This window comes from Kineococcus endophyticus, from assembly GCF_040796495.1.
Classification (GTDB): domain Bacteria; phylum Actinomycetota; class Actinomycetes; order Actinomycetales; family Kineococcaceae; genus Kineococcus; species Kineococcus endophyticus.
In genome coordinates this window covers 26,541-52,952 of the sequence record NZ_JBFNQN010000004.1, presented here as the reverse complement: position 1 = coordinate 52,952, position 26,412 = coordinate 26,541, and the positions used below count along the sequence as shown (strand labels likewise).

Sequence of the window (26,412 nt, the reverse complement as noted above, 5' to 3'; positions counted from 1 at the left end):
CGCGAGGGTCACTGCGGTTCGCGCGCGACCCCGCCGTCGCCGCACGTCGTCCCCCGCCCCGCCTGCACCCGCGGGTCGTCGGCGGACAACCCGGTGCCCACCGTCGTCCGTGCGCCGTTCTGCGCCACGGAGTGCTCGGCGCTCACGGTCACCTCGGTGCGCGTCACCGTGAACGTGTTCCCCGAACCCGCGACGGCGTTCTCCCCGAACAGGTGCAGACCGTCCGCCTCCGGCCGGCAGGTCAGGCCCGTCCCGTAGTCCGTGAACCCCAGGCTGAACGAGTACGGGTCACCCGTGACGCCGCGCACGACGCCCAGGCTCGGGCCCTCGACGCGGTAGACGTACAGCTCGACCGAACGTCCGGTGTCCAGGAACACGACCGGAGCCCCGGACGCGAGGACGGCGGCCGTCGCCGACGCCGCCTGCGGTGCGGCGGAGGTGAAGCCCGTGAAGACCGTGCCGTGCGACGTCGTCGTGACGCCGAGGTTTCGGTGCCCCTCGGCGTCGTCGGCGATCCACACCGTGTCCGGTCGCCCGTCCCCGTCGAGGTCGACCGTCGTCGCGGTACCGGCCCCGTCGGGAACCCCCGCGGTGGGTCCCGCGGACCGGGTGGTGGAAGTGCTCGACGGGGACGCGCTCGACGGGGACGCGCTCGACGGGGACGAGCTCGTCTCCGAGCCCACGCTCACGGACGCGGTGTCGGAGCACCCCGCCACCACCGCTGCGACGGCCAGCGACGCCAGGGCGAGTCCTCGCGTGCGAGCGGTGCGCATGTCGTCCTCCCGTGTCCTCGAGCAACGGTTCCAGTGTGCTCCGCGACGCGCGTCCAGGCACCCGGGGCACCCCTGGGGGCGGAGGGAGTGTCCTCCACGGGGGACCAGCGGGGTGGGAGGGTGGTGGGGTGAGCGAGGAGAACGTCCGCACCGACCGGCTCGTCCTGACCCGGCCGGTGCCCGCCGACCTCGACGACGTGTTCACCCTCTACTCCGACCCGGCGGTGTGGGAGCACTTCCCCAGCCGCCGCCACACCGACCCCGCGACGACGCGCGGACTGCTCGACGCCGTCGACGAGAGCTGGCAGCTCGTGGGGCTGGGCAGCTGGGTGGCGCGCGACGCCGACGGGGCCCTCGTGGGCACCGGGGGGTGCGACCTGCGCCTCGGCCTGGCGTGGAACCTCGGCTACCGGCTGGCCCGGGCCTCCTGGGGCCAGGGGTACGCGCAGGAACTCATCCGCGCCGCCGTCGCCGCCGCCCGGCGGGTGCGGTTCGACCTCCCGATCACGGCGTACCTGCTGGAGCACAACGTCCGCTCCAAGGCCGCCGCGGAGCGCGCGGGCTTGCACCTCGTGTGGCAGGGGCCGGACGCGGGGAACCCCGATCCGGCCGCCGTCCGCCTGCTCTACGCCGACCGACCGCTGAGCACGGTCGTCGTGCGGGAACTCACCGCGACCTGACGCGCGGGGCGCGGGGCCGCGCCCGCACGTGCATCCGTTCCCCCTGCCGACCGAACAGGACGAGGCACTCCGTCGGGACCGTGCCGGGGTTGCTGACGCGGTGCGGCAGCCGGGTGTCGAACTCGGCCGCCTCCCCGGCCGCCACGACGAAGTCGTCGTCCCCGAGGCGCATCCGCAACCGCCCCGCCATGACGTAGATCCACTCGTACCCCTCGTGGACGTTCTGCTCGTCCGACTCCTCCCCCGCACCGGGGTCGAGCACCTGCTTGTAGGCCCGCAACCCACCCGGGGCCGCCGTGAGCGGCAGGTACGTCATCCCCCGGTGCACCGTCCGCCGAGCGGCCCGGGACGCCGGACGCGCGGGGCGCACGAGTTCGTCGAGCCCCACCTCGAAGTGCTCGGCGAGCGGCAGCAGGAGTTCCAGGGTCACCTTCCGGCCGCCCGACTCCAGCCGCGACAGGGTGCTCACGGAGATCCCCGTCGCCGCGCCGACCTCGGCGAGCGTGCGGCCGGCGTCCGTCCGCAACCGCCGCAGCCTCGGCCCCACCGCGGCGGTCGTCGCCGCCACGTCGTCCACCGCCACGTCCTCGAGTCTCCCGGTCACACCGGACATCCGACCCCGTCGTTGCCGGATCGGCAAGCGAGCTGGTCGTCGCGGTCGTCCCCGGGCGACCCTCCTGCCATGCCTCGTCCCGTGCCTGGAACCCCGAACCCCGACCTGCTCGACGTCCTCGTCGTCGGCGGTGGCGCCGCCGGCCTGTCCGCCGCCGTCGCCCTCGGCCGCGCCCGGCGGCGCGTGACCGTGCTCGACGCGCAGAACCCCCGCAACGCCCCCGCGCACGGCGTCCACAACTTCCTGACCCGCGACGGCGTCGACCCGTTCGAGCTGCAGCGCAGCGGTTCCGAGGAGGTCCGCCGCTACGGCGGGACGGTCGTGGCGGCCACCGCGACCGGTGCGACCCGGAACTCCGACGGCTCGTTCACCGTCGTCGGCTCCGCCGGGGAGTTCCACGCCCGCCGCCTCGTCGTCGCCACCGGGCTCGTCGACGACCTGCCCGAGGTCCCGGGCCTGCGGGAGCACTGGGGAGGTGACGTCGTCCACTGCCCGTACTGCCACGGGTACGAGGTCGCCGACCGCGCGATCGGCGTCCTCGCCACGTCGGCCCTGTCGGGCCACCAGGCCTGGTTGTTCCGCCAGTGGAGCGCCGACCTCGTGTACTTCTCGCACACCGCTCCCCCGCTGACGGCCGAACGCCGTGCGGAACTCCTGGCCCGCGGAACCCGGATCGTCGACGGGGAGGTCCGCGAGGTCCTGGCGGCCGACGGGCGGGTGCGGGGCGTCCGCCTGGCGGACGGCACCGTCGTCGACCGCGAGGTCCTCGTCGTCGGCGCGCCCGTGCGCGTGTCCTCCCCCGTGCTGGACGACCTCGGGATCGTGCGGGAACCCGTCGTGGTGGGCGGCGTGGAGGTCGGGGACCGCTACCCCTCCGGCCCCGGCGGCGAGACGAGCGTGCCGGGCGTGCACCTGGCGGGGAACGTCACCGACCCGCAGGCGCAGGTCGTCACCGCCGCCGGCGCGGGACTCCTGGCCGGGGCCGCGGTGAACGCGGACCTGATCGCGGAGGAGACGGCGGCCGCCGTCGCCACGTTCCGGGCCTGAGCCCGTGACGTGCGGGCAGGAGAACGCGCGACTCGTCCCCACGCCGTTCGAGCCCGGGTTACGGTCGGAGGGAGGACGTCACGAGGGGGTGCGGGGTGCGGCGACGGTGGTTGCTGGCGGCCGGGGGTGCCTCCGTGCTCGGCGTGGGGACGGTGGGCGCGACGATGCTGCCGGACCGCACCGAGGCCGCACCGCTGCCCCGGCTCCTGTCCGGACCCGGGTGGTACGACGCCGACCCGCGGGCCGAGTCGGCCTGGCTGGCCACGGGCCGGGTCCCCGGCGACGCCGGCCCGTACGGCGGTCTCGTGCGACGGGCGCTGCTCGACCTGCGGGCGCTGACGGGCCCGGACGGGGCCGTCGCGGCCGGCCCGGCGCCGTCCTGGGCGTACGCCTGGCCGCGCGACTCGGCCTTCGCGGCCGCCGCGCTGGCCCGCACGGGACACCTCGACGACGCCGACCGGATCCTGCGGTTCCTGTCCCGCGTCCAGCTGCCGGACGGCGGTTTCGAGGCCCGCTACCTGCTCGACGGCCGCGGCACCCCCGACGACCGCCGCCGCCAGGACGACGGGGCCGGCTGGTCGCTGTGGGCGCTGCGGGCCGCGCTCGACGCCGACCCCGACGCCGCCTCCGCCCGGGACCGGGCGCAGGAGCACCGGGGGCTGCTCGAGCGCGCGCTGGAGTTCACCCTCGACCGGACGGCCGACGGGACGCGGTTGCCGGACCCCTCCCCGGACTACTGGGAACGGTCCGAGCGGCTCCTCACCCTCGGGGCCGTCGCGCCGCTGGTCGCCGGCCTGCGCGCGGGCGCCGCCGTCCTGTCGCGGCTGCGGGACCGCCGACGCGCCCGCACGGTCTCGGCGGCCGCCGGGACGCTCGCAGGACTCGTCCGCGAGCGCTTCGCGCCGGCGGGGTGGACCCGTTGCGCCGGGGGGCGCGGTGACGCCGTGGACGCCGCCGTGACGTTCTGCCTCCCGCCGTTCGCGCCGCGGGCCGACCACGACGTCCTGCAGGCCCTGGAGGTCTACGAGGTGGCCGCGCGGCGGCCGGCCGGTGGGCTGGCGCCCGGGGCGGGGTGGCGTCAGGACGGGATCTCCTGGACGCCCGAGACGGCGCTCGTCGCACTGGCCGCGGCGTCGTGCGGCCGCACCGCGCAGGCCGAGGCGTGGCTGACCTGGCTGGGCGCGCACCTGACCGCGTGGGGCAGCCTGCCGGAGAAGGTGCTGCCGGACGGCTCCCCGGCCGGTCCGGCGCCCCTGGGGTGGACCGCGGCGTGCGTCGTGCTGGCCGTCGACACGCTCGGCCGCGGGTGAGGGGCACCGCTGCTCCACAGGTGATCAAGGCGCGTGAAGGTCTTGCGCACGGTTGCACCTTGCGTGTTAGCTTCCCCACGGCTGCAGCTCACCGCAGCTCCTCGATCGTTCTGAACGCCCGCGGAGTGTGTTGCGGGCGTCGCGCCGGCCGGGTGACCGGTCGGCGTGGCGTTCCACTCAGCCCGAGTCCCGCAGACGCGTGGGACTTGACCGACTGGAAACGTGTTGGAGAAAGCATGGCTCAGGGCACCGTCAAGTGGTTCAACGCCGAGAAGGGCTACGGGTTCATCGAACAGGACGGCGGCGGCCCCGACGTCTTCGTGCACTACTCCGCCATCGGCGGCAACGGCTACCGCTCGCTGGAGGAGAACCAGCGCGTGGAGTTCGAGGTGACCCAGGGCCAGAAGGGTCCGCAGGCCGAGTCGGTCGTCGCGCTCTGACCTGCTGACGGCAGTGCACGCGAAGGGCTCCCACCCCGTCCGGGTGGGAGCCCTTCGTCGTCCCTGACGGGGTTCACGGGCTCCCGGACGGGTTCCGCGCACCGGGACGCCCTTGCAGGAACCCTCCGATCCCCCGCGTGACGACGACCACCGCGACGGTCTCGGCGGCCAGCAACCCCACGAGCACCAGCAGCTGGACGCGGGCCGCCTCCCAGGGGCTCGCCCCGCCGAGCAGCAGCCCCACGAACGCGCCGGGCAGCGTCACGAGCCCCACCGTCCGCGTCTGGTCCAGCGCCGGGGCGAGGGCGCGAGCCGCCGCGGTCCGGCCCAGCGGAGCGACCGCCTGGGCGGTCCGGGCCCCGATCGCCAGCCAGCCCTCGACCTCGTGCCACCCCGCGTCGACGTCGTCGAGCATCCGGCGGCCGGCGAGCGTCGTGGCGGTCATCGACCCGCCGATCAGTTGCGCGGTGAAGGGCACCACCTGCAGCACGTGCGGCGGCAGGGCCCCGACGGCGAACACGATCCCGGCCGCGCTCCCGGCGCCCGCGCCGATCGCCAGGACGGTCACCGGCCACACCCGCCGCACGCCGACGCCACCGCTGCCCAGCCGGCGCGCGGAGGTCCAGCTCGCCACCCCGAGCGCCAGTGCGAGGTAGAACGGGGCGAGCGCGGGCGTGCGCAGCACCAGCCCGAGCACGAGGCCCACGACGACGATCTGCACCACCGCCCGGAGCACCGCGGTGACGACGTCCCGGCCCTGCCGGATCCCGCCCAGGGCACCGACACCGACGGCGACGCCGGCCAGCAGCACCACCGCCAGCGCGACCGGCACCACCGAGCGGTCCACGTCAGCCCCGCGCGCTCACGAGGAGCTGACCCGCGCCAGCACCTCCGGGGCGCGGCGGTCCAGGACGGCCCCGCCCTGGACGATCCCGACCCACGGCAGGACGATCCCCGTCACCAGCCCCACGGGCAAGGCGATCCAGCCCACCCACGACGGCCCGACGAGAGCGACGACGGCCGGCACGAGCGTCGGCAGCGCCAGCACGGTCGTCGCGGCCGACGTCCCGAACTGCACGCCGACCGTGGCGGCCGAGGCGCCCTTGGGGGTCTGGAACGGGTTGGCGCCCGGCGCCGGGGCCGGGTACGGCACGAGGGCGCTGGCCACCGAGGACACCCCCAGCGAGGCCCCGAACAACGCCAGGCTCACCCCGACCACGGCGGGCAGGAGGTCGCCGCGACCGGTCAGGAGGCACCCGGCGACGCCGGCGACGAGCAGCAGCGGCAGCTGCCACAGCCCGGCCGCGAGGACCCGGCCCGCGCGGTCGTCGCGGCCGCGCAGCCCGGTCGCGACGTGCAGGGCGAACGCCGAGTGGTCGTACGCGACGTCGTTGTGCAGGGACCAGCCCATGACGAAGGCGATCGCCGGGCCCGCCGCCACGGGCCAGAGCCCGACCGAGCCGCCCTGGGAGAGCGGGAGCACGACGAGGAGCAGCGGGATGACGACGAGCGAGGCGGCGCTCACGAGGTAGCGCGGGTCCCGGCGCCAGTAGCGCGCGCACCGGACGGCGACGGCGGTCACGGGCGCCCACACCGGGGTGTCCGGCAACCGGTCCAGGAGCGGGTGGCGGCGCTCGTCGGCGGGCGCCGAGGCCGCGGCCTGCCCGGCCGGTCCGGTCCCGGCCGGTCCGAGGGCGACGGCCCAGACGAGGACGACGAGCGCGAGGACGACCAGCGCCAGGAGCAGCCGCAACGCGGCCAGGCCCCAGCGGCCGGCGGCCGCGTCGGCGGCGGCCGCCACCCCGTAGCCCGGCGGGGTCCAGCCGGCGACCCCCGCCACGGTGCGGCCCAGCCCGGCCAGCCCGGTGCTCGCGCGGCCGACGACGACGTTGAACAGCGGCCCGAAGGACACCAGCAGCAGACCGCCGAGGACGACGAGGGCGTCCCGCGTGCGACGGCGGCGCAGCAGCGCCGCGGCGGCCGTGGTCGTCATCCGCGAGGCGGCCACCGCGGTCAGCACGGTGACCGCGAGCGCCGGGACCGCGAACGCCGTGGCGGCCGGCGTCCTCGAGAACGTGACGACCGCCCCGGCGCCGAGGAGCACGGTGACCGCGCCCGGGAGGCCGAGCAGGCCGGACACCAGCAGGCCCGGGACCAGCCGGCGGCGTTGCACCCCGAACGTCGCGAACCGGGAGGGGTCGAGGGTCTCGTCGACGCCGAACGCCACGAGCGGGACGAGGGCCCAGCCGAGGACGAGGAGCGCGCCTCCGCCGACGACGACCGGCCCGGCCACGTCGGTCGCGCTGAACCGCAGGGCGACGAGGCCGGCGCCGACGAGCGCGACGACGCCCGCGGCCCACACGGCGCCGAGGACGAAGGCCACGACCTGCCACGGGCTGCGCCGGAACCCGTTGCGCAGCAGCGTCAGCTTGAGGCGGACGAACGTCCCGACGCCGGGCTGCGCCGTCGCGGGGGCGGGTTCCGCGGTCGCGGTCACCGCAACCAGTCCAGCCCGGTGACGTCGCGGGTCCCGCCGACGAGGTCGACGAACCGCTGTTCCAGGGTTCCCGTCCCGCGGACGGTGGCGAGGTCGCCCGCGGCGAGCACGCGGCCGCCGGCGATGACGGCGACGTGGGTGCAGAGCCGTTCGACGAGGTCCATGACGTGGCTGGACAGCACGACCGTGCCACCGCCGCCGACGTACCCGGTGAGGATGCTGCGGATGGTCGCCCCGCTCACGGGGTCGACGGCCTCGAAGGGTTCGTCGAGGACGAGGACGCGGGGCGCGTGGACCAGGGCGCAGGCGAGCGCGACCTTCTTCGTCATGCCCGCGGAGTAGTCGACGACGAGGGTGTTGCCGGCCTCGGTGAGACCGAGGGCGTCGAGGAGTTCACGGGAACGTTCCTCGACGACCGCGCGCGGCATGCCTCGCAGCAGGCCCGAGTAGCGCACGAGTTCCAGCCCGGAGAGGCGGTCGAACAACCGGACCCCGTCGGGCAGGACGCCGAGGGCGCGTTTGGCTCCGACCGGGTCGGCCCACACGTCGGCGCCGGCGACGAACGCGCGGCCGGCGTCGGGGCGCAGCAGCCCGGTGGCCATCGACAGCGTGGTCGTCTTGCCCGCCCCGTTGGGGCCGACGACGCCGTAGAAGGAGCCCGCGGGCACGTCGAGGTCGAGGTGGTCGACGGCCACCTTCTCGCCGAAGCGCTTGCACAGGCCGCGCAGGACCAGCGCCGGTTCCGCGGCGGTCACCGGACACCCCCGCGCGCCAGCCGGTACCGCAGGTCGGTGCGGACGGCGGGCCACTCGGCGGCGGTGATGGAGAACACGACGGTGTCGCGCAGGGAACCGTCGGGCAGCACCTGGTGGCTGCGCAGCACCCCGTCCTGGCGGGCGCCGAGGCGCGCGATCGCCGTGCGGGACTGGTGGTTGTGCCAGTGCGTGCGGAACTCCACCGCGATGCAGCGCAGGTCCTCGAAGGCGCGCGTGAGCAGCAGGAGCTTGGTCTCGGCGTTGATCCCGGTGCGCTGGGCGCTCGGCGCGTAGAACGTCGAGCCGATCTCGAGCCGCGGCACGTCGGCCTGCACGTTCATGTACGTGGTGGCGCCGCAGACCGCACCGGTGTCGAGCCGGCGCACGGCCCAGGGCGCCATCACCCCCTCGCGCTGCAACCGCAGCCGCCGCTCGACCTCGGCGTCGACCTGCTCGGGCGCGGGGACGCTCGTGTACCAGGTGCGGTGCAGGTCCCCCTCGGCGACGACGGCCCGCAGGCCCTCGGCGTGGGCGGCCGACAGGGGCTCCAGCGCGACGCGCTCTCCGGACAGGGGCACGGGGGTCGCGATCTCGCTCACCCCGCGACCCTACCGACGCGACGCTCCCGCCCTACCGGTCGATCACTTGAGGAACTTGCGCAGCTTCTTGCGGTTCGCGGCGTCCCACGCCTCCTCGACGTCGTGGAAGGCCACGGCGGAACGGACCTCCTCGAGCGCGTGCAGGCGCCCGAGGACGAAGGCGCCGGAACCGAACTCCTCGACGAGACCGGCGAGGAACTCGCGGGCCAGGACGGTGTCGGCGTGCTCGTCGAGCAGGTCGAGCAGTTCCTTCAGGACGTCGACGTACTCCTCCGCGGCCTCGCCGACCTTGGGGGCGACGACACCGGCCGCGTCCCGGGCGGCGGCGACGGCGTCGCGCAGGCGCGCCAGGGCGTCGGCGTCGTCGGCGGTCACGTGGTCGACGTCGTGGTCGATCTCGAGGTCGGTGTCGAGGTCGACGTCCCGGTAGGCGTCGCGCGCGGCGCGGTGGGCGTCGGCGACGAGGGGCAGCAGCACCTTGCGGGCCTCGCGGCGGGCGGCCTTGAGGGTCGGCGGGTCGGCGACGAACGCCTCGAGCGTGGCGACGAGGTCGCGGTAGCGCTGGGAGTCCAGGGCCTCCAGCACCGCGGCGTGCGCGGCGACGGCCCGGTCGGCGAGGACGGCGCGGACGCGGTCGGCGACGACGGCCGGGTCCCCCGTCCCGGAGCCGGCCGTGTGCCCGGCGGCCTCCTCGTCGAGGTCCTCCAGCAGCTTCTCGGCCAGCACGTCGAGGTCCCGGACCGGCGTGGTGACCCCGGTGATCCACGCGAGCTCGGTCCGCAGCTCCTCCGTGGCGCCCTCGGCGAACAGCGGTGCCGTCGTCGTCAGGACGCTGTGCAGGCGGCGGGCGGCGATGCGCAGGGAGCGGACGGCGTCGGGGGCGTCGATGCGGGCCAGCGGGTCCTGCGACAGGAGCCAGCCGACGTCCTGGGCGAGGCGGGCCAGGACGACGGCACCGGCGCTGTCGTCGACCGACACGGCGTCGAAGCCGTCCTCGTCGTCGGGGCCGTCGAGGACGGTGCGCAGCTGCGCGGTGCGGTCGGACTCCTCGGCGCCGAGGGCCTCCCACGCGTCGGTGATGGCGTCCAGCAGGTCGCGGCGACCGTCGACGACCTCGACCTGCCACTCGGCCCACGTCTGCGGGGAGGAGTCCTCGGGTGCCAGGGCGCGCGCCTGCACCTGCCGGGTCGTCAGCCGCGCGACGACGTCGCCCTCGGCGTCGAGCAGGTCGCGCTGCCGCGCGCTCGTCGACAGCTCCAGGACCGGGCCGAGCGAGCGCCCGCGGGCCGCGGCCCACGTGAGCCGCTGCAGCGCAGCCGGTGCGGTGCGGACGGCACGACCCAGCGCCTGGCGGACCTCGTGCGTGCGGGGGCCCCGGCCCGGCAGTTCCAGCACCCAGCCGCGCGGGGCCGGGCTCGTGCGCTCAGCGGTCTGGCGGCGCACGGAGACACCGGCGGCGGCCAGCGCGAGGTCGCTGGTGTCCCAGTGCGTCTCCTCGCTCGTGACCTCGACCTCGGGGCGCACGTCGGCGACGCCGGGCAGCTCCCCGCCGCCGGGCGCCGACTCGAGCGCCGACTCCGGTGCCGACCCGGGGGTGGGCGCGAGGTAGGTGCGGGTGAGGGCCAGGCGAGGGGACGGCATGGGCAAAGACCTACCACGGAGGGGTGAACGGACCACCATCGCTGCAGGTCAGGGGCTCGTCAGGGCCGGGGTACCGGAATCACCGGCGGTCCAGGCGCAGGACCCCGTCGCGCCAGACGCCCTCGCTGCCGTCCTCGAACGTCGTCGTGCGCTCGAGCAGTTCCTTGCGGGCGACCGTCCAGTCCTGCGACGGCAGGGCGAGCGTGGAGAGGAGTTCGTCCGGGTCCGGCAGCGCGACGTCCGCGCCCGGGAAGTCCTCCCCCAGCGGACCGAGCTGCTCGGGGCGGCTGACGTGCCCGACGACGAGGAGGGACCCGCCGGCCGCGACGGCCTCCGCGGCCCGGCGCAGGACGGCGGCGCGGTCGAGGAAGGCGTAGGAGTGCAGGAAGGAGGCCGCCACGAGGTCGAAGGTCCCGTCCGGGAAGGAGACGCCGAGGTCGTGCCGCTCGAACCGCGTGCGGTCGGCGACGCCCGCCTCCTCGGCGTGGGCGCGGGCCCGGTCCAGGGCGGTGCCCGAGACGTCGACGCCCGTCACGCGCCACCCGCGGGAGGCGAGGAACAGGACGTCGCCGCCCTCGCCGCAGCCGAGGTCCAGGGCGGTGCTGGTGGTGGTGTCCGGCGTGAGGTCGGCGGTGGCGTCCACGAGGGCGGCGTTGGGGCGTCCCGTCCAGACGTGCCCGCCGTGGGCGGCGTACATGCGCTCCCACAGTTCCTCGGCGTCGCGGGCGGTGGGGTCGAAGCGGCTCATGCCCCGATCCTGCGCAGGCACGGGGCGGGCGTCGAGGACCGTTGCCGCTCCGGCAACGGGCGCCGGACGTGACGCGGCTCGCGTTGACGGGCCCGGGACCCCGCGTACACTAATGATTCATGCGCGAACAATCGTCTGCGCCGGATCCCCGGGACGCCCGGACCCCGGCCCGGCTGCGCCGGCCGACGTCGAAGAACAAGTGGGTCGACCTCTTCCTGGACGCCGTGTTCAGCTTCACCGGCCCCGCGCAGGTCTCGCACGAGGAGGGCCCCCAGCGCGGCCCGCGCACCGAGGCCGAGGCGCAGGCCGGGTACGCCCAGTGGGAGCGCGTCACGCGGAACGGCCACACCTACCTGGTGGAACGACCGGCCGACCGCCCGGCCGAGCGCAAGGACCCCCAGAGCTGAGCCGCCTGCCGGGCGATCGCCACCCCGTCGACCGACCCCGGCAGCAAACGCACCTCCAGCACGTCCGGCCCCGGCCGCACTCGCAGCACCCGCGTCACGTCGACGTCGGCGTACTTCGTCACCGCAGTCCGTGCCGCCGCGGCGCGCAGGGACTCCCAGTCCGGCCAGTCTCGCCCCACGAGGTCGACGAGGTCGGCGGGCAGCGGTCCCAGCCGGCGGCAGTGCGGGTTCGTCGCGAACCGCCGGTGCAGGTCCTCCCGCGCCGCGAAGAACTCCACGACCTGACGGAACCGCGCGACGTCACGGAAACCCGCGGCGTCGAGGTTCACGTGGACGGCCGCCTCCCGCGGCACCGAGAAACCCAGGTCGCGAGCCGCTGCCAGCAGTTCCTCGAGGCGTTCGTCGTGGCGGTCGGTGAACGGCGGCGTCACGAGTTCGCACGGACGTTCACGTTCCCCCGGCAGGGGTGCGGCGAGGGCGATCGTGGCCCCGGCGGAGTCGTCGAGCCGGTGCACGCCGGCGACCTCGACCACCTGCGAGCCGAACACCGCCGCGACCGGGGTGAGCACCGACCCGATCCCCTCCGCCGGGTCGGCGTACCGCAGGACGAGGCGCAGCAGCCGCGGGTCGTCGCTGAGCACGCGGAACCACCCCGGCCGCGCCGGTGCGCTCGCGTCGAGGTCGGCGACGATCGTGGTGTCGTCCACGAGGGAGCAGCGCAGGTTCCCGGCGTCGTCGACGACGTCGAACGCGGGTGTCAGGTGCCAGAACGCACGGACGCCCGGGGTCGCGGAGGACTCGGTGTCCACGTGGAACCGCCGGACGACCCGTCCGCCGCAGCGCCGGGCCAGGTCGACGGCGAGGTCGAGCCTGCTCGCCCCCCGAGGGGCGAGCAGCTCGACCTCGAACCCGGTGCGGGGCAGCTCGTTCAGGGCGCCACCGGCAGGGTCTCCCCGGCCAGGATCCGCTGCCCCGCGGTGACCTTGGCCTCGAAGGGGTCGACGTTCCAGACCGCCGCCAGCGCGACCGCGTCGTCGTAGTCGTGCCCCGCCGCGAAGAACGCGTCCACCGCCGCTGCGGACCCGTCGTCCTCCACGGGGGCCGGTTCCGCGACGGGGCTCGAACCCGGGGCGACCGGCAGGGTCTGGCCCGCCGCCAGCTTCCGCCCGGCCTCCGCCTTGGCCTCGAACGGGTCGAGGTTCCACTGGGCGCCGAGGACGACGGCGTCGTCGTAGGTGTAGCCCGCGGCGAAGTACGTCTGCCGGGCGGCGTCGTCGGCCGGCAGCGGGGCGGCGACGGGTTCCGCGACGGGTTCCGCGACGGGTTCCGCGGCGGGTCCTGCGACGGGTTCCGCCGCGACCGGCACGGGCCGGTCCGTCGAGGAGTCGCGGGCCTGGGCGTAGGCGCTGCCGCCGGCCAGGGCCAGGCCGCTCGCGACGACGGTGGCCGTGACGACGCGGGCGGCGCGGCGCTGGGCGGGGGTGCGGTGCGGAGTTTCGCTCATGCCCGTCCAGACGACGGGGCGCCGTCCTGGGTTGCCCGCCGACGTCACGACGTCGCCGGGATCTCGGCGCCCGACAGCAGGAGCCGACCGCCCTTGACCTTGGCCTCCCACGTGTCCACCTTCCACAGCTCCGCCAGTCGCTCCGCGTCGGCGTACCGGTACTCGTCCAGGAACCGGTCGACGGCCGTCATCTCGGCGGCCGCCGCGGCCGCCTGCGGGTCCGGCGTCGTGGGGACGGGGACCTCGGGCGAGACCGGCGGCTCGGACGGGGGTGGGGACGGGGGTGGGGACGCGGACGGGGCGGCGGGGGTCACCGGCTCCGGGGTCCGGCCGGCCCACCCGGCCCACGCCGCCCCGCCCGCGGCGACCACCACCGGGACGGCCACGAGGGCCCGCCGGCGACTCACGCGCCGCCGCCCGCCCGCACGCGCCGAGGCGACGAGGTCGTCCGGGGCCCGCACCTCCCGCACCGCCTGGTCGAGCTCGCGCCGCAGCCGCTCCTCCCAGGCGCTCAGCTGGTCGTCCACCGTGCACCCACCTCCTCCCCGACGAGGGTCCGCAGGGTCCGCAACCCCTTGGACGCCTGGCTCTTGACGGTCCCGCGCGACACGTCGAGCTGGTCGGCGATCTGCTCCTCGGACCAGTCCTCGAAGTAGCGCAGGACGATGACCGCGCGCTGCCGCGGCGGCAGGGCCCGCAGCGCCTCGACGACCCGGGACCGTTCGGCGCGCGCGGCGGTGCCGTCCGCCACGGGCTCGCCGTGCCAGTCCTCGAGCTCGACCTCGCGCGGGCGCCGGCCCCGTTGCCGCCAGCGGTCGGTGACGCGGCGCGCCAGGGCCGTGCGCGCGTAGGCGTGCGGGTCCTCGATGCGCCGCCACCCGACGTACATGCGTTCCAGCACGTCCTGCAGGAGGTCCTCCGCGAGCACGCGGTCGCCCGTGAGCAGCAGCGCGAGCCGCAGCAGGCGGTCGCTGCCGGCGCTCACGAACTCCTCGAACTCCTCCCCCACACCGGGGAGGACGACGGGGGCGGCCGTCCGGTTGCCTCTCCGGTGCACGGATCTGCGCTCAGAGGAGGACGGCCAGGCCGAGCCCGAAGGCGGCCGCCGTGACCGTCGCCCCCAGCGTCCCGAGCAGGTTCAGGAGACCGAGGCGCACGGAGCCGTCCCGGGCGAGGCGCACGGTGTCCGTCATCGCGGTGCTGAACGTCGTGAACCCGCCGCAGAACCCCACGCCGAGCACGAGCCGCCACTGCGGGTCCGCCCCGTTCAGCACCAGCCCCGTGAGGAAGCCCAGGACGAGGGACCCCAGGACGTTGACGAGGAGGATCCCCCAGGGGAAGCGCGACGGCCACCGCGTGCGGACCGCTCCGTCGAGGACGAACCGGGCCGCCGCCCCCAGGCCGCCGGCGAGGGTGAGGAGGAGGATCACCGGGCCCTCCGCGCGGCGAGCGCGATCCCCGCCACGACGGCGAGGAGCCCGGCTGCGAGGGAGACGAGCACGTACCCGGCGGCCGTCCCGACCGATCCGGTGCTCGTGAGCCGGTCGACCTCGACGGCGAAGCTCGACCACGTCGTCAGTCCGCCGCAGAACCCCGTCCCCACCCCGAGGCGCCAGCGCAGCGCGGCGGGGGTCTCGGGGCCGCGGCGCGACAACCGTTCGAGCAGCAGGCCGAGGACGAAGGACCCGACGACGTTGACCGCCAGCGTCGCGAGGGGGAACCCGTCGGCGGCGGGCACGACCTCCGAGACCGCCCAGCGCAGCAGCGTCCCGGCCGCACCACCGGCGCCGACCAGCAGGACGAGGCGCGGATCTCGGTGCGGTGCCCTCACGCGCGCCAGGTTCCCACAGGCCGGTCCGACCGGACCGTCCCCTGGGCCGCGGGACGACGGAGCCCCCTCCCGCGGGCGGCGGGAGGGGGCTCGGTGGACGGGTGGCGGTGCCGGTGGGCCGGTCAGGAGGGCCGGTCAGGTGGGCCGGTCAGAAGGGACGGTCGGCCAGCGGCCAGCCCCCGGCGGCCAGGTGCGAGGAGACGCGGGCGACGTCGGCCTCGGACGGGTCGTCGAGGGTCGCCGCGTTGACGAGGCGCTCGACGTCGGCGACGGTCGTCACCTCGCCCTGCCGGGCGAGGCCGACGATCTCGGCCGCGATCTCGCGCACCTCGGTGTCGGTGAGCTTGCGGCGCAGCAGGCCGAGCAGCACGACGTAGTCCTGCTGCGGGACGCCGCTGGGGTAGCCGGCGCGCAGCCAGTCCAGGACGCGACCGGCGAGGGTCGGGGAGGTCATCAGGCTGCCCTCACTTGTCGACGATGGTCGGGTAGACGTGCTCGAAGCTCAGCGCCTTGCCGAAACCGCTGGCGACGATGAACGTGATGCCGAGGGCCACGGCCGCCACCACGACGGCGAAGCAGACGACGGCCAGGACCTTGCCGACCGGGTGGCCCGGGGCGTGGTCCGTCTCGGCGTCACCGCCTGCGCCGTAGGCCATGGCCCGGACCCCGGCGGAGAACAGGACCGGCAGGCCCGCACCGAGCACGAGGGCGGCCAGCAGGATCTTCCAGAGGGCGTCCCCGACGAGGACGAGGTTCTGCGTCACGTGCGTTCCTCCTGCTCGGGTCAGACGGCAGCCGGGGTGCGCTCGGCACCCGCGGTCGCGTCCCACTCGTCGTTGACGTTGTCCGCGTGGACCGGGTTCTTGCGCGAGTGCCGCATGACGACGACCGCGAACCCGAGCAGCGCCAGGCTGATGACCAGCGCACCGACGACGCCGCCGCCGAGCGTGTGGCCGATCCACCACATGAGGGCGCCGACGAGACCGGCGGCCGGGATGGTGGTGACCCAGGCGACGACCATGCGTCCGGCGACCCGCCAGCGGACGGTGGCCCCGGGCTTGCCCAGGCCGGAGCCGAGGACGGAACCCGTCGTCACGTGGGTCGTCGACAGGGCGAAACCCAGGTGGCTGGAGATGAGGATGACCGCGCCGGAGGACGTCTCCGCGGACATGCCCTGCGCCGGGGAGATCTCCACCAGGCCCTTGCCGAGGGTGCGGATGATGCGCCAGCCGCCGAGGTAGGTGCCGGAGGCGATGGCGAGGGCGCACGCGGCCTTGACCCAGAACGGGACCGACCCGGTGTCGCTCCAGTGCCCCGAGGCGATGAGGCCGAGGGTGATGACACCCATCGTCTTCTGGGCGTCGTTGGTGCCGTGGGCGAGGGAGACGAGGGAGGCGGAACCGATCTGGCCCCACCGGAAACCCTGGTCGGTGAAGCGCTGCGCGACGCCCGAGACCACGCGGTGGACCATCCAGGTGCCGACGGTCGCCACGATGCACGCGAGCACCGGGGACGCGATGGCCGGGATGATGACCTTCCCGACCACGCCGTCGATCTTGCTGCCGTCGCCGTTCCAGTTCACGCCCGCCCAGCCCAGGCCGGCCACGGTCGAGCCGATGAGGCCGCCGAACAGGGCGTGCGAGGAACTGGACGGCAGGCCCACCAGCCACGTCAGCAGGTTCCAGACGATGGCGCCGACGAGGCCCGCGAGGACGATGAGCAGGAGGGCGGACCCGCCGCCCTGGAGGAGTTCGGGTTTCGGTGACCCGTCCTTGGCCTGGATCTTCACGACGGCGTTGGTGACGGTGAGGGCGACCTCGACCGACAGGAACGCTCCGACGAGGTTGAGGATCCCGGAGAGAGCGACAGCCGTCTTGGGCTTGAGCGCTCCGGTGGCGATGGAGGTGGCCATCGCGTTGGCGGTGTCGTGGAAGCCGTTGGTGAAGTCGAACGAGAGAGCGACCACCACGACGAGCACGAGGATGACGGTTGCGGTCTCCACGAGGAGAAGGCTGCACCCGTTCCGGGGGCCCCGGGGGCCGGGATCCGGGTTCCCGGGGAGAGTTCACCGGCTGTTCACCCGGGTCCGGGAACTCCGGGTGAACGGCCGGCTGCGCGGTGACGTCAGAGGGCGGGAGTCTCCGGGCGGCGGTCCGCCTCGAGGATCGTCCGGGCGTGCACGACGAGCAGCGGGTCGGGCTGCCCGACGACCTCGGTGTCCTTGTCGGTGTAGTCGAACCGCGCCAGCACGTGACGCATGGCGGCCAACCGGGCGCGCTTCTTGTCGTTGGTCTTGACGACCGTCCACGGCGCGACGTCGGTGTCCGTGCGTTCGAACATCGCCTCCTTGGCCGCGGTGTAGTCGTCCCAGCGGTCCAGACTCGCGAGGTCCATCGGCGACAGCTTCCACTGCCGCACCGGGTCGATCTGCCGGATGAGGAAGCGCGTGCGCTGCTCGGCGCGCGTCACCGAGAACCAGAACTTCACGAGGTGGATCCCGTCGTCGACGAGCATCCGTTCGAACAACGGGACCTGCGCTGTGAACCGGTCGTACTCCTGCGGGGTGGCGAACCCCATGACGCGTTCGACGCCCGCGCGGTTGTACCAGGACCGGTCGAACAGGACGAACTCCCCGGCGGCCGGGAGGTGCTGCACGTAGCGCTGGAAGTACCACTGCGTGGACTCGCGCTCCGACGGTTTCTCCAGGGCCACGACCCGCGCCCCGCGGGGGTTCAGGTGCTCCATGAACCGCTTGATGGTGCCGCCCTTGCCGGCTGCGTCGCGCCCTTCGCACAGGACGACGAGCCGTTCGCCGGACTCCTTGAGCCAGCGCTGCAGCTTGAGCAGTTCGATCTGCAGGAGCCGCTTGTCGTGCTCGTACTCGGCGCGGCCGAGCCTGGCGTCGTAGGGGTAGTCCTCCCGCCAGGTGTCGACCGCACGGCCGTCGGCCAGCAGGAGTTCGGGTTCGTCCTCGTCGTCCCGGACGGACATGCCCAGGTCAGGGGTCAGCTGCACGGCCAGCATGGAACTCCCGGACGGGCGTCGCGGGAGGGCGCCGAGGTGGCCGGTGGGTGAACACGGGGCGAACTCCTGCCTGCCGACGCGGTCTCACGCCGCGTCCTCGCGGCGGTCCTTCGCGAGCAGGAACCCACCGGCCGCGACGCCGGCGAGCAACGGCAGGCCGTGGACGTCGTGCAGGACCACGCTGGCGACGGAGGCGGCGAGCGTCACCACAGCGGCGGTGCGCACCCGGGGAACGAGGACCGCGGGCAGGACGCGCGCCGCCGGGGAGAGGCTCCACGCGACCAGGACGCCCAGGAGCCCGGCCGCTCCCACGGACGACCCGGCACCCCGGGGGAGCCACGCGTACCCGACGGCCTCCCCCAGCAGGCCGGTCACGACGAACAGCCCCACGACGGTCCGGCCGCCCCAGAACCGCTCCACGACCGCCCCGAGCCCGAGGGTCAGCGGCCCGAGGACGGCCCACTGCCACGGCGGGTCCTGGACGACGAGCGGGGTCGCGACGCGCCACCACTGCCCCGCCGCCAGAGCCGGAGGGTCGCGGCGCAGCGCCTGCAGGAGTTCGGGGTGCACGAGCTGGGCCACCCAGCAGGTGGTCACCACCAGCACGAGGCCGAGCGTCGCGACGGGTGTCCCACGCCCACTGCGGAGTCGAGGGTCGTCCGGCGTCGTCACCGCGGCTCCTTCCCGTCCTGGTCGCCGCCCCCTGGCACCCGGGCGGGTCCTCTCGCCAGGATGGCCCGGACCCGGCGGGCACGGACCGCGCCGGACCCGCGGATCCGCCGGGAGAACCCTGGGACCCCGCTGAGACGCGGCGGCGCGGGTCGCCGCGGGGCAGCCCCGTCCACGGTCGGAGCACCCTCTAGATTGTCCTGACATGGAACCCACCACGCCCGGCGAGGACGACATCAACTTCCGGACGCGGAAGTGGGTCCGGCCCGAGGACCTGAACGCCAACGGCACCCTGTTCGGCGGCAGTCTGCTGCGCTGGATCGACGAGGAGGCCGCGATCTACGCGATCCTCCAGCTCGGCAACGGCAAGGTCGTGACCAAGTACATCTCCGAGATCAACTTCGTGTCGTCCGCGCAGCAGGGCGACCTGGTCGAGATGGGGCTGCGCGCCACCCGCTTCGGGCGGACGTCCCTGACGATGCGCGCCGAGGTGCGGAACATGATCACGCGCCAGAGCATCCTGACCATCGAGAAGATCGTCTTCGTCAACCTCGGCCCCGACGGGCAGCCGCTCCCCCACGGGTACTCGACGATCACCTACGACCGCGACCGGATCCCCAGCACGATGACGACGGCCTGACCTCGCCGACGCTCGGCGCGAGCCGGGCGTGGGGGCGGCGTGGGACCGGGCGTGGGGACGGTGGGGGCGTCGCGATCACGACCGGCGAGCCGGTCCCACGGGTGCACCCACGTCGGACCGGGCGTGGGGGCGGACACGAGCGTGGGACCACCCGTGGGTGTCCCCTCGACGTCGTCAGGGCGACGTGATCGGGACACCCACAGCTCACTCCACGTGGTGACACCGATGGGTGTCCCCGGGCGGTGCCCCCGGAGGTCCCCGACGTCACCCCACCGGACCCGACCCCACGACGTCGACCCCGCGGCTCCGCAGCCCGAGGCGGTCGGCCTCGAGGTGGGCGAGGAGGCGGTCGCGGGTCCCGCGGGCGTGCTCGCGCACGAGCTCCACCGCCCGGTCGGCGTCGCCCGCCCGGACGGCGGCCAGGATCTCGAGGTGCTCGCTGCGCGCCTGCTCCCGGGACGCCCCCGACCGCACCTCCAGCCACCGCGTCCGGGCCAGCCTGGTCAGCGCCCCCTCCACGGCGTCGGCGAGGAAGTCGTTGCAGGACAGCCGGGCCAGGGCGACGTGGAATTGCGCGCCGTCGCGCAGACCGGTGTCGGCGTCGTCGGCGGCGGACTCCGCGAGCACCTGGACGGCGTCGAGCCCGGCAGGGGTGGCGCGTTCGACGGCGAGGGCGACGGCGCCGCACTCGACGACCTCGCGGTGCTCGACCACGGCGCGCACCTCGTCGAGGTCCAGCGGTGCGACGCGCCAGCCGCGGCCGTCCCGGACGGTCAGCCCCTCGTGCGCCAGCCGCACCAGCGCGGCGCGCACGGGCGTCCGGGAGGCGCCGGCCAGGGACTCCAGGCCGCGTTCGCTGAGGGCCTGCCCGGGCAGCAGCTCCATCGTCAGCACGGCCCGGCGCAGCACCTCGTACGCCTCACCCACGACGTCCTCCCCCTCGACAGAAGTGGTATACCAAGTTGGCATGCCAACCTACACCGACGTCGCCGTCCCGCGGGCCGCGTGGCGGATGCTCGGTCTCGGCGTCGCCGCGCAGGCCGCCGGGACCTTCCTCGTGAGCACGCCGGTGTACCTCATCCCGCTCCTGCACGAGCGCGACGGACTGTCGCTGTCCCGGGCCGGGACGCTGGCCGCCGCCCCGACCTTCGGGATGGTCCTGACGCTCGTCGCGTGGGGTGCCCTGGCCGACCGGTTCGGTGAGCGCTGGGTCATCGCCGGCGGCCTGGGTCTGACGGCGGTGGCCGCCCTGGTCGCCGCCCCCGTCGACGACCTCGTCCTGCTCGGCGTGCTGCTCGCCCTGGGCGGTGCCGCCTCGGCGAGCACCAACGCCGCGAGCGGGAGGGTCGTCGTGGGCTGGTTCCCGGCACGGCGGCGCGGACTGGCGATGGGCGTCCGGCAGGTCTCCCAGCCCCTCGGGGTGGCCGTCGCCGCCGTCGTCGTCCCCCCGCTCGCCGCGCGCCACGGCACCGGCGCCCCGCTCCTGCTGGCCGGTGCCGGACTGCGCGTCCTCGCCGTCGCCTGCGCCCTCGGCGTCCGGAACCCGCCGCGGGCCGCCCGCGCGGAGACGACCACGACCCCGAACCCCTACCGCCGCGACGGGTTCCTGTGGCGCGTCCACGCCGTCTCGCTGCTGCTGGTCGTCCCCCAGTTCACGCTGTCGACGTTCGGGCTCGTCTGGCTGACCGTCGGCCTGGGCTGGGACCCGACGGTCGCCGGGGTCCTCGTGGGCGCGGCGCAGTTCGTCGGCGCCGTCGGCCGCATCGCCGTCGGAGCGCTCAGCGACCACGTCGGCAGCCGGGTCCGCGTCCTGCGCTGGGTCGCGGTCGCGGGGGTGCTGGCCCTGCTCGTGCTGGCGCTCGCCGGAGCCACCCACGTCCCGCTGCTCACGGGTGTCGTGCTCGTCCTCGCGACGACGATCTCCGTCGCGGACAACGGTCTCGCCTTCACGTCCGTCGCCGAGGCGGCCGGCTCGCGCTGGTCCGGCCGGGCCCTGGGGGTGCAGAACACGGGGCAGTTCCTCGCCGCGTCCGCGGTCGGACCCGGGATCGGCGCGCTCGTCCCGCTCGTCGGGTTCGGCGGCGCGGTCGCCGTCGTCGCCCTGGCCCCGCTGGCGGCGCTGCCCCTGGTCCCCCGCCGCGACGCCCACGCCTGAGCACCCGGGGGCGTCGGGGAGGATGGGCACCGTGGAACTCCTCGGTGACGCCGTCCTGCACGGCGGGGACCGCGCGACGCTGCGGCTGGCGCGCGAGTACCCGCACTCCGTCGCGACGCTGTGGACGGCGCTCACGGACCGGACGCTCACCCGGCTGTGGTGGGCCGACCTGCGCGCCGACCTCCGCCCGGGCGGTGAGTTCTCGCTGGAGTGGCTCACCGGCCCCCCGGGGGAGCTGGAGTGGTGGCCCGGGCAGATCACCGCGCTCGACCCGCCGCGGCTGCTGGAGCACACGAACTCCGAGCACGGCCTGCTGCGCTGGGAGCTCGAACCCCTCGACGCCGGCGCGCTGCGCGCCCGCACCCGGTTGCGCCTGACGAACGACCTCGAGGGCGAGGACGCCTGGGTCCCCATGTCCCTGGCGGCCTGGCACCTGCACCTCGAGCAGCTCGAGGTGGCGCTCGACGGGGGTTCGGTCGACTGGAGCGCGTGGGGGACGGCGACGAACCTGCGACTGCGGGAACTGCGCGCGGCCTACGCCGCGCACCTGCCGCGCTGACCGGTCACCGGGGTCAGTGCACCAGCTTGAGCCCCACGACGCAGCCCACCAGCCCGAGGATCAGCAGGACCTTCACGAGCGAGACGGCCTCGACACCGGTCGCCATGGCGTAGCCGACGGTCAGGGCGGCCCCGATGCCGACCCACACCGCGTAGGCCGTCCCGGTGGGGATGGAGCGCATCGCCCACGCGAGACCGACCATGCTGAGGACGACGGTGACGCCGAACACCACGGTGGGCCAGGGGCGGGTGAAACCCTCGGACTTGCCGAGGGCGGTGGCCCACACGGCTTCCAGGACACCGGAGACCACGAGCACGATCCAGGACACGGGGAATCCTCCCCCACCGTCTTGTCGCGGACCGGGTACGGCGGGCTCGTCCGGGCGCCGGGTTCCGGCACTGCCACCACGGTAACCCGGGAACACGCCGGGGTCACCTCAGGGCAGCAACCCGTTCTCGTGCGCGAAGACCACGATCTGCACGCGGTCGCGCAACCCGAGCTTGCGCAGGATCGCCCCCACGTGCGTCTTCACCGTTGACTCCGAGGCGAACACCCGGGCCCCGATCTCCGCGTTGGACAACCCCCGGGCGACGGCCTCGAACACCTCGCGCTCCTTGGCGGTCAGGGTCGCGAACTCCGGCGGGGCGGGCGCCGGCGCGACGAGGTTCCGCTCGAGCAGCTGCGCGAGGTTCCCCGGCGACAGCACGGCGTTCCCGGCGTGGACGGTGCGGATCGCGTCGGCGAGCTGGGCCGGCGTCGTGTCCTTGAGCAGGAAACCGCTGGCGCCGTGGCGGATGGCCGTCGCCGCCCGGTCGTCGAGGTCGAACGTCGTCAGCACCACGACGCGGACGGGACGCTCGCGACGGGCGACCCGTTCGGGCAGGAACACCTGCCGGGTGGCCTCGACGCCGTCCACCTCCGGCATCCGCAGGTCCATGAGCACGACGTCGGGACGCAGTTCCTCGACGAGCCGCAGGGCCTCCAGCCCGTCGCCCGCGCTGCCGACGACCTCGATGCCGTCCTGCGCGTCGAGGATCACCTGCACGCCGGCGCGGAACAGGTCCTGGTCGTCCACCAGCAGCACGCGGATGGCGCCCGGGCCGCCCGTCACGAGCGCACCGGAACCCGCGCCGTCGCCGTGAAGCGCGTGCCGTCACCCGTCGTCGACAACCGTCCGCCGACCCCCTCGAGCCTGCGGCGCATGCCCTCCAGACCGCGGCCCCCGCTGCGCGGGGCGGTGGGTGCGAGCGGGATCCCGTTCGTCACGGACAGCTCCAGCTCCTCCCCCACCCCCTCGGGCCACCGCTGCTCCACGACGAGGGGGACGGCCCGGTCCCCGTGCTTGAGGGCGTTCGTCAGCATCTCCTGCAGGACGCGGTAGGCGACGGCCGCGAGGTCCGGCGGCAGCGGCCGGGGAGTTCCGCCGCACCGCGACTCGACCGGGAAACCCGTCGACCCGGCACTGTCCACCAGCGCCTGCAACCGCCCGGGCGGGACGGGCGTCGAGGACAGCACGGCCTGGACGTCCTGCAGGGACGAGCGTGCGGTGCCCGCGATGGTGGCCAGCGTCGTCTTCAGAGCGGCCGGATCCGTGTCGGGCAGGAACTGCCCCGACTCGGCCTGGGCGAGGATCACGGCCAGGGAGTGCCCGACGACGTCGTGCACGTCGCGCGCCATGCGCGCCTGCTCGTCGCGCAGCCGGGCGATCTCGTGAGCCTGCGCTGCTTCCCGTTGCGCCCGAGCCGATTCCCGTTCCGCCAGCTCGCGCTGACGACGGGAGACGGTCGCGTTCCCCGCGAACCGCAGGGCCAGCCCGCCGAACCAGGCGGCGGCCAGCAGGAGCAGCGCGACCGGCACGGCCGCGAGGAGGGAGAGGCTGAGGCCGTCCTGCAGGTTCCGCACGCCCTGCACGACGACGATCCCCGGTGAGTAACCGGTCGCCAGCACCGCGAACCCGCCGACGAGCACCCCGGCCGGGATCGAGGCACCGCTGAGCGCCAGCACCACGCGGTTGCCCCAGCGCGCGCCGGCGAAGGCGACGTAGGCCAGGAGCAGTTCGGTCAGGAGCACCGGGTCGCCCGTCGCGAGGTGGAGAGCCCCCGTCGACCAGACCAGCGCCAGCGCGACCCCCGGCAGCGGCCGGGCGAGGACGACGCTCACCGCGACCAGCGCGACGAACACGGCGCTGGTGGACTCGTACCCCCAGGTGGCGCGCAGCGAGAGTTCCGCGGCACCGATCCCGGCGCCGACGACCCCGGCGAGCAGGTCGGGGACGTGGTCGCGCCAGGACCACCGCGCTCCCCCGCCGGGCGCCGGTCCGTCCTCGACCCCGGGCGTGGAACCGTGCGTCACCCGGCCCACCCTAGGGGTTCCGCCGTCCAGGACCGTGGGGTCGCGAGGGCGTCGTGGACGAGCCCGGCGAGCAGTTCCGGGTGCGGGACCCCGGCCGCGGCGAACATCAGCGGTGCGGCGGAGTGCTCGGTGAGGCCCGGGGTGCTGTTCACCTCGTTGAGGACCACGCCCTCCTCCCCGTCGCTCGGCAGGAAGAAGTCGAGGCGCACCAGCCCCCGGCAGCCCAGCGCGTCGTGCACGCGCAGCGCGGCCGCGACGAGTGCGGCGTGGACGGCCTCGTCGAGGACCGCGGGCAGGACGAACCGCGCGCGTCCGGAGTACTTGGCCTCGTGGTCGAACACGCCGTCGCGCAGCACCTCCTCCACGGGGGCGACCGTCCGCGACCCGTCCGCGCGACCCAGCACCGCCACGCAGACCTCCCGGCCCACGACGAACTCCTCGACGAGGACGCGCTCGTCGAACGCGGACGCGACCGCCAGCGCCGCCGGCAGGTCGGCCGGGTCGCGGACGAGGGAGACCCCGAGGCTCGACCCCGCCGTGACGGGTTTGACGACGACCGGCCCGGTCCACGACCCCGGGTCCTCCCCGGCCCGCAGGAGGCGGCCGCGCGCCGTCCGCACGCCGACGGCCTCCGCGACGAGCTTGGTGACCCACTTGTCCATCGCGGCCGCACCGGCGGCGGTGCCGGAACCGACGTACGGGACCTCGGCGAGTTCGCACAGCGCCGCGAGCGTGCCGTCCTCGCCGAGGGTGCCGTGCAGGGCGGGGAACGCGACGTCGCAGCTCTGCAGCACGCGCACGGCGCCCGCGAGACCGAGGGGACGCAGTTCCTCGTCGCGCCAGACGCCGTCGCGGCCGACGGTGAGCGGGACGACGTCGAACTGCTCGCGGGCCGCCCGCAACCCCTCGGCCACGGCCGCGGCGGAGGCGAGGGACACGTCGTGCTCCGCGGCCCGTCCGCCCCCCACGACGGCGACGCGGGTCACCCGGTCCACCCCGCTCACGCGGCCGCGCCCGTCGAGGTCGTCCGCCGCACCCGCGGCCCGAGCCCGACGAGCAGCTCGGCCTCGAGCCGGTCGCTCCAGCGGGCCCACTCCGCCAGCCGGGGTCCGCCGGACCCGAAGAACCCTGCCGTCTCCCCCACGAGGAGGCCGGGTCGCGGGAGCGGGCCGAGGTCGACGACGGTCTGGTCCATCGACACGCGGCCGACGAGGGGGCGGTCGCGGCCGGCGATCCGGACCCTGCCGCCGGACGTGCGCGGCACACCGTCGGCGTACCCGACGGGCAGGAGCCCGAGGACGGTGTCGTGCGGCGCGGTCCAGGTGTGCCCGTAGCCGACGGGGGTTCCCGCGCGCACCGGACGCACCCCGACGAGCGGCGCCTGGAACGACACGGCCGGCTGCCACCGGTCCCGGCCCAGCGGGTCGATGCCCAGCAGAGCCGCGCCGGTGCGCACGAGGTCGAGGTGGTCCCCGGGCCGCGAGAAACCCGCGGTGGCGGCGAGGTGCACCACCGACGGCCGCAACCCGGCCGCCCGCGCGATGCGCACACCCTCGTCGAACCGTCGGCGCTGCAGGGAGTTTGCGGGGTCGTGGGGCTCGTCGGCGCACGCGAGGTGGCTCATGAGGCCGACGACGCGCAGCCGGCCGAGGCGTTCGGCGTGGGCGGCCTCGGCGCACAGCAGCGGCCACTCGGCCCCCGTGGCCCCCTCCCGCGCCAGCCCGGTGTCGAGGTGCAGGTGGACGCGGGCGCCGGGCGGCACGGCGAGCAGACCCGCCGGTGACGTGACGGCCAGGTCGACGTCGGCGGGGACGGCCCGGCGCAGGTCAGCACGCGGCGGGTGCGACCACGCCAGCACGGGGGCGGTGACGCCGGCCGCGCGCAGGGCGAGGGCCTCGTCGAGACCCGTGACGCCGCACCACGTCGCACCGTTGGCCAGGGCGGTCCGCGCGAGCGCCGCGGCCCCCGCGCCGTACCCGTCGGCCTTCACGACGGCCATCACGGCGGCCCCGGTGGCGGACGCGACGGCGCGGGTGTTGCGGGCCACGGCGTCGAGGTCGAGGTCGAGCCGGGGCCCGTCCAGGGCACGGTCGACGGGGCGGCGCTGGGGTGGTGCCACGAGGGGGATCACCGTTCCACCGTCTCGGTGCGGGGCCATCCGCGAGATC

The 26,412-nt window shown here is 75.3% G+C and carries 33 protein-coding genes and 1 riboswitch; of the genes, 8 read left to right on the top strand and 25 right to left on the bottom strand.

All coding sequences use genetic code 11. From position 1 onward, the window contains the following. Nucleotides 1-8: 8 nt before the first annotated feature. Nucleotides 9-773: a hypothetical protein gene (locus AB1207_RS06320; RefSeq protein ID WP_367637029.1), complete on the bottom strand. Its 765-nt coding sequence runs from the start codon at nucleotides 771-773 to the stop codon at nucleotides 9-11. 128 nt (nucleotides 774-901) lie between these two features. Here AB1207_RS06320 and AB1207_RS06315 point away from each other — a divergent pair, with 128 nt between their 5' ends. Beyond that, nucleotides 902-1,453 (top strand): GNAT family N-acetyltransferase, encoded by a 552-nt coding sequence (locus tag AB1207_RS06315; protein ID WP_367637027.1) that lies wholly within the window; start codon nucleotides 902-904, stop codon nucleotides 1,451-1,453. On the opposite strand, the gene AB1207_RS06310 is transcribed toward AB1207_RS06315, so the two are convergent. After that, a complete protein-coding gene (locus AB1207_RS06310) occupies nucleotides 1,440-2,066 on the bottom strand; it encodes a helix-turn-helix domain-containing protein (RefSeq protein WP_437178880.1) in 627 nt (208 codons plus the stop codon). The genes AB1207_RS06315 and AB1207_RS06310 overlap by 14 nt on opposite strands. Before the next feature lie 69 nt (nucleotides 2,067-2,135). On the opposite strand from AB1207_RS06310, the gene AB1207_RS06305 reads away from it, so the two are divergent. The 3 genes from AB1207_RS06305 to AB1207_RS06295 all read left to right on the top strand — a co-directional run bounded on the left by AB1207_RS06305 (nucleotide 2,136) and on the right by AB1207_RS06295 (nucleotide 4,863). Further along, entirely contained in the window at nucleotides 2,136-3,113 is a 978-nt protein-coding gene (locus AB1207_RS06305; RefSeq protein ID WP_367637024.1) for an NAD(P)/FAD-dependent oxidoreductase, read from the top strand. 95 nt (nucleotides 3,114-3,208) lie between these two features. Next, nucleotides 3,209-4,423, top strand: coding sequence for a glycoside hydrolase family 15 protein (locus tag AB1207_RS06300; RefSeq protein WP_367637022.1), 1,215 nt, complete (start codon nucleotides 3,209-3,211; stop codon nucleotides 4,421-4,423). A gap of 236 nt (nucleotides 4,424-4,659) precedes the next feature. Next, entirely contained in the window at nucleotides 4,660-4,863 is a 204-nt protein-coding gene (locus AB1207_RS06295) for a cold-shock protein (protein ID WP_367637021.1), read from the top strand. 73 nt (nucleotides 4,864-4,936) lie between these two features. Here AB1207_RS06295 and AB1207_RS06290 read toward each other — a convergent pair whose 3' ends face one another. The 6 genes from AB1207_RS06290 to AB1207_RS06265 all read right to left on the bottom strand — a co-directional run bounded on the left by AB1207_RS06290 (nucleotide 4,937) and on the right by AB1207_RS06265 (nucleotide 11,103). Continuing rightward, nucleotides 4,937-5,710, bottom strand: a complete 774-nt coding sequence (locus tag AB1207_RS06290) for an ABC transporter permease (protein ID WP_367637019.1) — start codon at nucleotides 5,708-5,710, stop codon at nucleotides 4,937-4,939. Nucleotides 5,711-5,725: 15 nt separating this feature from the next. Beyond that, nucleotides 5,726-7,360, bottom strand: a complete 1,635-nt coding sequence (locus AB1207_RS06285; RefSeq protein WP_367637017.1) for a hypothetical protein — start codon at nucleotides 7,358-7,360, stop codon at nucleotides 5,726-5,728. Then, nucleotides 7,357-8,115 carry an ABC transporter ATP-binding protein gene (locus AB1207_RS06280; RefSeq protein ID WP_367637015.1) on the bottom strand — a complete coding sequence of 253 codons (759 nt, stop codon included), beginning with the start codon at nucleotides 8,113-8,115 and terminating at the stop codon, nucleotides 7,357-7,359. Before AB1207_RS06280 ends, AB1207_RS06285 begins: the two co-directional genes overlap by 4 nt. After that, nucleotides 8,112-8,714: a GNAT family N-acetyltransferase gene (locus tag AB1207_RS06275; RefSeq protein ID WP_367637013.1), complete on the bottom strand. Its 603-nt coding sequence runs from the start codon at nucleotides 8,712-8,714 to the stop codon at nucleotides 8,112-8,114. The genes AB1207_RS06280 and AB1207_RS06275 overlap by 4 nt, the downstream gene beginning before the upstream one ends. A gap of 42 nt (nucleotides 8,715-8,756) precedes the next feature. After that, on the bottom strand, nucleotides 8,757-10,355 hold the full coding sequence (locus AB1207_RS06270; protein WP_367637012.1) for a CYTH and CHAD domain-containing protein: 1,599 nt from the start codon (nucleotides 10,353-10,355) through the stop codon (nucleotides 8,757-8,759). A 79-nt stretch (nucleotides 10,356-10,434) separates the two neighbouring features. After that, nucleotides 10,435-11,103 (bottom strand): class I SAM-dependent methyltransferase, encoded by a 669-nt coding sequence (locus AB1207_RS06265; protein WP_367637011.1) that lies wholly within the window; start codon nucleotides 11,101-11,103, stop codon nucleotides 10,435-10,437. Between the two features lie 119 nt (nucleotides 11,104-11,222). Between AB1207_RS06265 and AB1207_RS06260 the strand changes: the two genes are divergently transcribed. Then, the gene (locus AB1207_RS06260) at nucleotides 11,223-11,510 is read left to right on the top strand and encodes a hypothetical protein (RefSeq protein ID WP_367637010.1); all 288 of its coding nucleotides are present in this window, start codon (nucleotides 11,223-11,225) and stop codon (nucleotides 11,508-11,510) included. Here the strand turns inward: AB1207_RS06260 and AB1207_RS06255 are convergent. The 11 genes from AB1207_RS06255 to AB1207_RS06205 all read right to left on the bottom strand — a co-directional run bounded on the left by AB1207_RS06255 (nucleotide 11,453) and on the right by AB1207_RS06205 (nucleotide 18,475). Continuing rightward, nucleotides 11,453-12,433: an amidoligase family protein gene (locus AB1207_RS06255; protein ID WP_367637406.1), complete on the bottom strand. Its 981-nt coding sequence runs from the start codon at nucleotides 12,431-12,433 to the stop codon at nucleotides 11,453-11,455. The genes AB1207_RS06260 and AB1207_RS06255 overlap by 58 nt on opposite strands. A 5-nt stretch (nucleotides 12,434-12,438) precedes the next feature. Further along, on the bottom strand, nucleotides 12,439-13,014 hold the full coding sequence (locus tag AB1207_RS06250) for a hypothetical protein (RefSeq protein ID WP_367637008.1): 576 nt from the start codon (nucleotides 13,012-13,014) through the stop codon (nucleotides 12,439-12,441). Nucleotides 13,015-13,058: 44 nt separating this feature from the next. Further along, nucleotides 13,059-13,541 carry a hypothetical protein gene (locus AB1207_RS06245; protein ID WP_367637007.1) on the bottom strand — a complete coding sequence of 161 codons (483 nt, stop codon included), beginning with the start codon at nucleotides 13,539-13,541 and terminating at the stop codon, nucleotides 13,059-13,061. Then, nucleotides 13,526-14,071, bottom strand: a complete 546-nt coding sequence (locus AB1207_RS06240; RefSeq protein ID WP_367637005.1) for a SigE family RNA polymerase sigma factor — start codon at nucleotides 14,069-14,071, stop codon at nucleotides 13,526-13,528. Before AB1207_RS06240 ends, AB1207_RS06245 begins: the two co-directional genes overlap by 16 nt. Before the next feature lie 10 nt (nucleotides 14,072-14,081). After that, on the bottom strand, nucleotides 14,082-14,444 hold the full coding sequence (crcB, locus tag AB1207_RS06235) for a fluoride efflux transporter CrcB (RefSeq protein ID WP_367637004.1): 363 nt from the start codon (nucleotides 14,442-14,444) through the stop codon (nucleotides 14,082-14,084). Next, the gene (crcB, locus tag AB1207_RS06230; RefSeq protein ID WP_367637003.1) at nucleotides 14,441-14,845 is read right to left on the bottom strand and encodes a fluoride efflux transporter CrcB; all 405 of its coding nucleotides are present in this window, start codon (nucleotides 14,843-14,845) and stop codon (nucleotides 14,441-14,443) included. Before crcB (AB1207_RS06230) ends, crcB (AB1207_RS06235) begins: the two co-directional genes overlap by 4 nt. A gap of 148 nt (nucleotides 14,846-14,993) precedes the next feature. Then, complete coding sequence (locus tag AB1207_RS06225; protein ID WP_367637002.1) at nucleotides 14,994-15,299, bottom strand: DUF3349 domain-containing protein; 306 nt, start codon at nucleotides 15,297-15,299, stop codon at nucleotides 14,994-14,996. 10 nt (nucleotides 15,300-15,309) lie between these two features. Next, nucleotides 15,310-15,609, bottom strand: a complete 300-nt coding sequence (locus AB1207_RS06220) for a hypothetical protein (RefSeq protein ID WP_367637000.1) — start codon at nucleotides 15,607-15,609, stop codon at nucleotides 15,310-15,312. Between the two features lie 20 nt (nucleotides 15,610-15,629). Further along, nucleotides 15,630-16,847 (bottom strand): inorganic phosphate transporter, encoded by a 1,218-nt coding sequence (locus AB1207_RS06215; protein ID WP_367636999.1) that lies wholly within the window; start codon nucleotides 16,845-16,847, stop codon nucleotides 15,630-15,632. A 122-nt stretch (nucleotides 16,848-16,969) separates the two neighbouring features. Continuing rightward, nucleotides 16,970-17,869 carry a polyphosphate kinase 2 gene (gene ppk2, locus AB1207_RS06210; RefSeq protein WP_367636997.1) on the bottom strand — a complete coding sequence of 300 codons (900 nt, stop codon included), beginning with the start codon at nucleotides 17,867-17,869 and terminating at the stop codon, nucleotides 16,970-16,972. Between the two features lie 84 nt (nucleotides 17,870-17,953). Continuing rightward, a complete protein-coding gene (locus AB1207_RS06205) occupies nucleotides 17,954-18,475 on the bottom strand; it encodes a rhomboid family intramembrane serine protease (protein ID WP_367636996.1) in 522 nt (173 codons plus the stop codon). Between the two features lie 268 nt (nucleotides 18,476-18,743). Here AB1207_RS06205 and AB1207_RS06200 point away from each other — a divergent pair, with 268 nt between their 5' ends. Beyond that, complete coding sequence (locus AB1207_RS06200) at nucleotides 18,744-19,178, top strand: acyl-CoA thioesterase (protein WP_367636995.1); 435 nt, start codon at nucleotides 18,744-18,746, stop codon at nucleotides 19,176-19,178. Nucleotides 19,179-19,442: 264 nt separating this feature from the next. Here the strand turns inward: AB1207_RS06200 and AB1207_RS06195 are convergent, their stop codons facing one another. Continuing rightward, complete coding sequence (locus AB1207_RS06195) at nucleotides 19,443-20,105, bottom strand: GntR family transcriptional regulator (RefSeq protein WP_367636994.1); 663 nt, start codon at nucleotides 20,103-20,105, stop codon at nucleotides 19,443-19,445. Nucleotides 20,106-20,145: 40 nt separating this feature from the next. On the opposite strand from AB1207_RS06195, the gene AB1207_RS06190 reads away from it, so the two are divergent. Together AB1207_RS06190 and AB1207_RS06185 are read left to right on the top strand one after the other, a co-directional pair. After that, nucleotides 20,146-21,333: an MFS transporter gene (locus tag AB1207_RS06190; RefSeq protein WP_367636993.1), complete on the top strand. Its 1,188-nt coding sequence runs from the start codon at nucleotides 20,146-20,148 to the stop codon at nucleotides 21,331-21,333. 31 nt (nucleotides 21,334-21,364) lie between these two features. After that, entirely contained in the window at nucleotides 21,365-21,892 is a 528-nt protein-coding gene (locus tag AB1207_RS06185; RefSeq protein ID WP_367636991.1) for an SRPBCC domain-containing protein, read from the top strand. Between the two features lie 13 nt (nucleotides 21,893-21,905). Here AB1207_RS06185 and AB1207_RS06180 read toward each other — a convergent pair whose 3' ends face one another. From AB1207_RS06180 to alr, 5 genes are all read right to left on the bottom strand, one after another. Further along, nucleotides 21,906-22,220 carry a DMT family transporter gene (locus tag AB1207_RS06180; RefSeq protein WP_367636990.1) on the bottom strand — a complete coding sequence of 105 codons (315 nt, stop codon included), beginning with the start codon at nucleotides 22,218-22,220 and terminating at the stop codon, nucleotides 21,906-21,908. A gap of 10 nt (nucleotides 22,221-22,230) precedes the next feature. Beyond that, a riboswitch (guanidine-III (ykkC-III) riboswitch) is annotated at nucleotides 22,231-22,294 on the bottom strand. Between the two features lie 34 nt (nucleotides 22,295-22,328). Next, nucleotides 22,329-23,003 (bottom strand): response regulator, encoded by a 675-nt coding sequence (locus tag AB1207_RS06175; RefSeq protein ID WP_367636988.1) that lies wholly within the window; start codon nucleotides 23,001-23,003, stop codon nucleotides 22,329-22,331. Then, entirely contained in the window at nucleotides 23,000-24,244 is a 1,245-nt protein-coding gene (locus AB1207_RS06170; RefSeq protein ID WP_367636987.1) for a sensor histidine kinase, read from the bottom strand. The genes AB1207_RS06175 and AB1207_RS06170 overlap by 4 nt, the downstream gene beginning before the upstream one ends. Continuing rightward, nucleotides 24,241-25,248, bottom strand: coding sequence for a D-alanine--D-alanine ligase family protein (locus AB1207_RS06165; RefSeq protein ID WP_367636986.1), 1,008 nt, complete (start codon nucleotides 25,246-25,248; stop codon nucleotides 24,241-24,243). The genes AB1207_RS06170 and AB1207_RS06165 overlap by 4 nt, the downstream gene beginning before the upstream one ends. Beyond that, a complete protein-coding gene (gene alr, locus AB1207_RS06160; RefSeq protein WP_367636985.1) occupies nucleotides 25,245-26,375 on the bottom strand; it encodes an alanine racemase in 1,131 nt (376 codons plus the stop codon). The genes AB1207_RS06165 and alr overlap by 4 nt, the downstream gene beginning before the upstream one ends. Nucleotides 26,376-26,412: the final 37 nt, after the last annotated feature.

Bases quoted from the DNA above. Each gene is read 5' to 3' on its own strand.
- AB1207_RS06320 (WP_367637029.1), bottom strand. From the start codon at position 773: ATGCGCACCGCTCGCACGCGAGGACTCGCCCTGGCGTCGCTGGCCGTC.
- AB1207_RS06310 (WP_437178880.1), bottom strand. From the start codon at position 2,066: ATGTCCGGTGTGACCGGGAGACTCGAGGACGTGGCGGTGGACGACGTG.
- AB1207_RS06305 (WP_367637024.1), top strand. From the start codon at position 2,136: ATGCCTCGTCCCGTGCCTGGAACCCCGAACCCCGACCTGCTCGACGTC.
- AB1207_RS06295 (WP_367637021.1), top strand. From the start codon at position 4,660: ATGGCTCAGGGCACCGTCAAGTGGTTCAACGCCGAGAAGGGCTACGGG.
- AB1207_RS06270 (WP_367637012.1), bottom strand. From the start codon at position 10,355: ATGCCGTCCCCTCGCCTGGCCCTCACCCGCACCTACCTCGCGCCCACC.
- AB1207_RS06265 (WP_367637011.1), bottom strand. From the start codon at position 11,103: ATGAGCCGCTTCGACCCCACCGCCCGCGACGCCGAGGAACTGTGGGAG.
- AB1207_RS06260 (WP_367637010.1), top strand. From the start codon at position 11,223: ATGCGCGAACAATCGTCTGCGCCGGATCCCCGGGACGCCCGGACCCCG.
- AB1207_RS06250 (WP_367637008.1), bottom strand. From the start codon at position 13,014: ATGAGCGAAACTCCGCACCGCACCCCCGCCCAGCGCCGCGCCGCCCGC.
- AB1207_RS06225 (WP_367637002.1), bottom strand. From the start codon at position 15,299: ATGACCTCCCCGACCCTCGCCGGTCGCGTCCTGGACTGGCTGCGCGCC.
- ppk2 (WP_367636997.1), bottom strand. From the start codon at position 17,869: ATGCTGGCCGTGCAGCTGACCCCTGACCTGGGCATGTCCGTCCGGGAC.
- AB1207_RS06200 (WP_367636995.1), top strand. From the start codon at position 18,744: ATGGAACCCACCACGCCCGGCGAGGACGACATCAACTTCCGGACGCGG.
- AB1207_RS06190 (WP_367636993.1), top strand. From the start codon at position 20,146: ATGCCAACCTACACCGACGTCGCCGTCCCGCGGGCCGCGTGGCGGATG.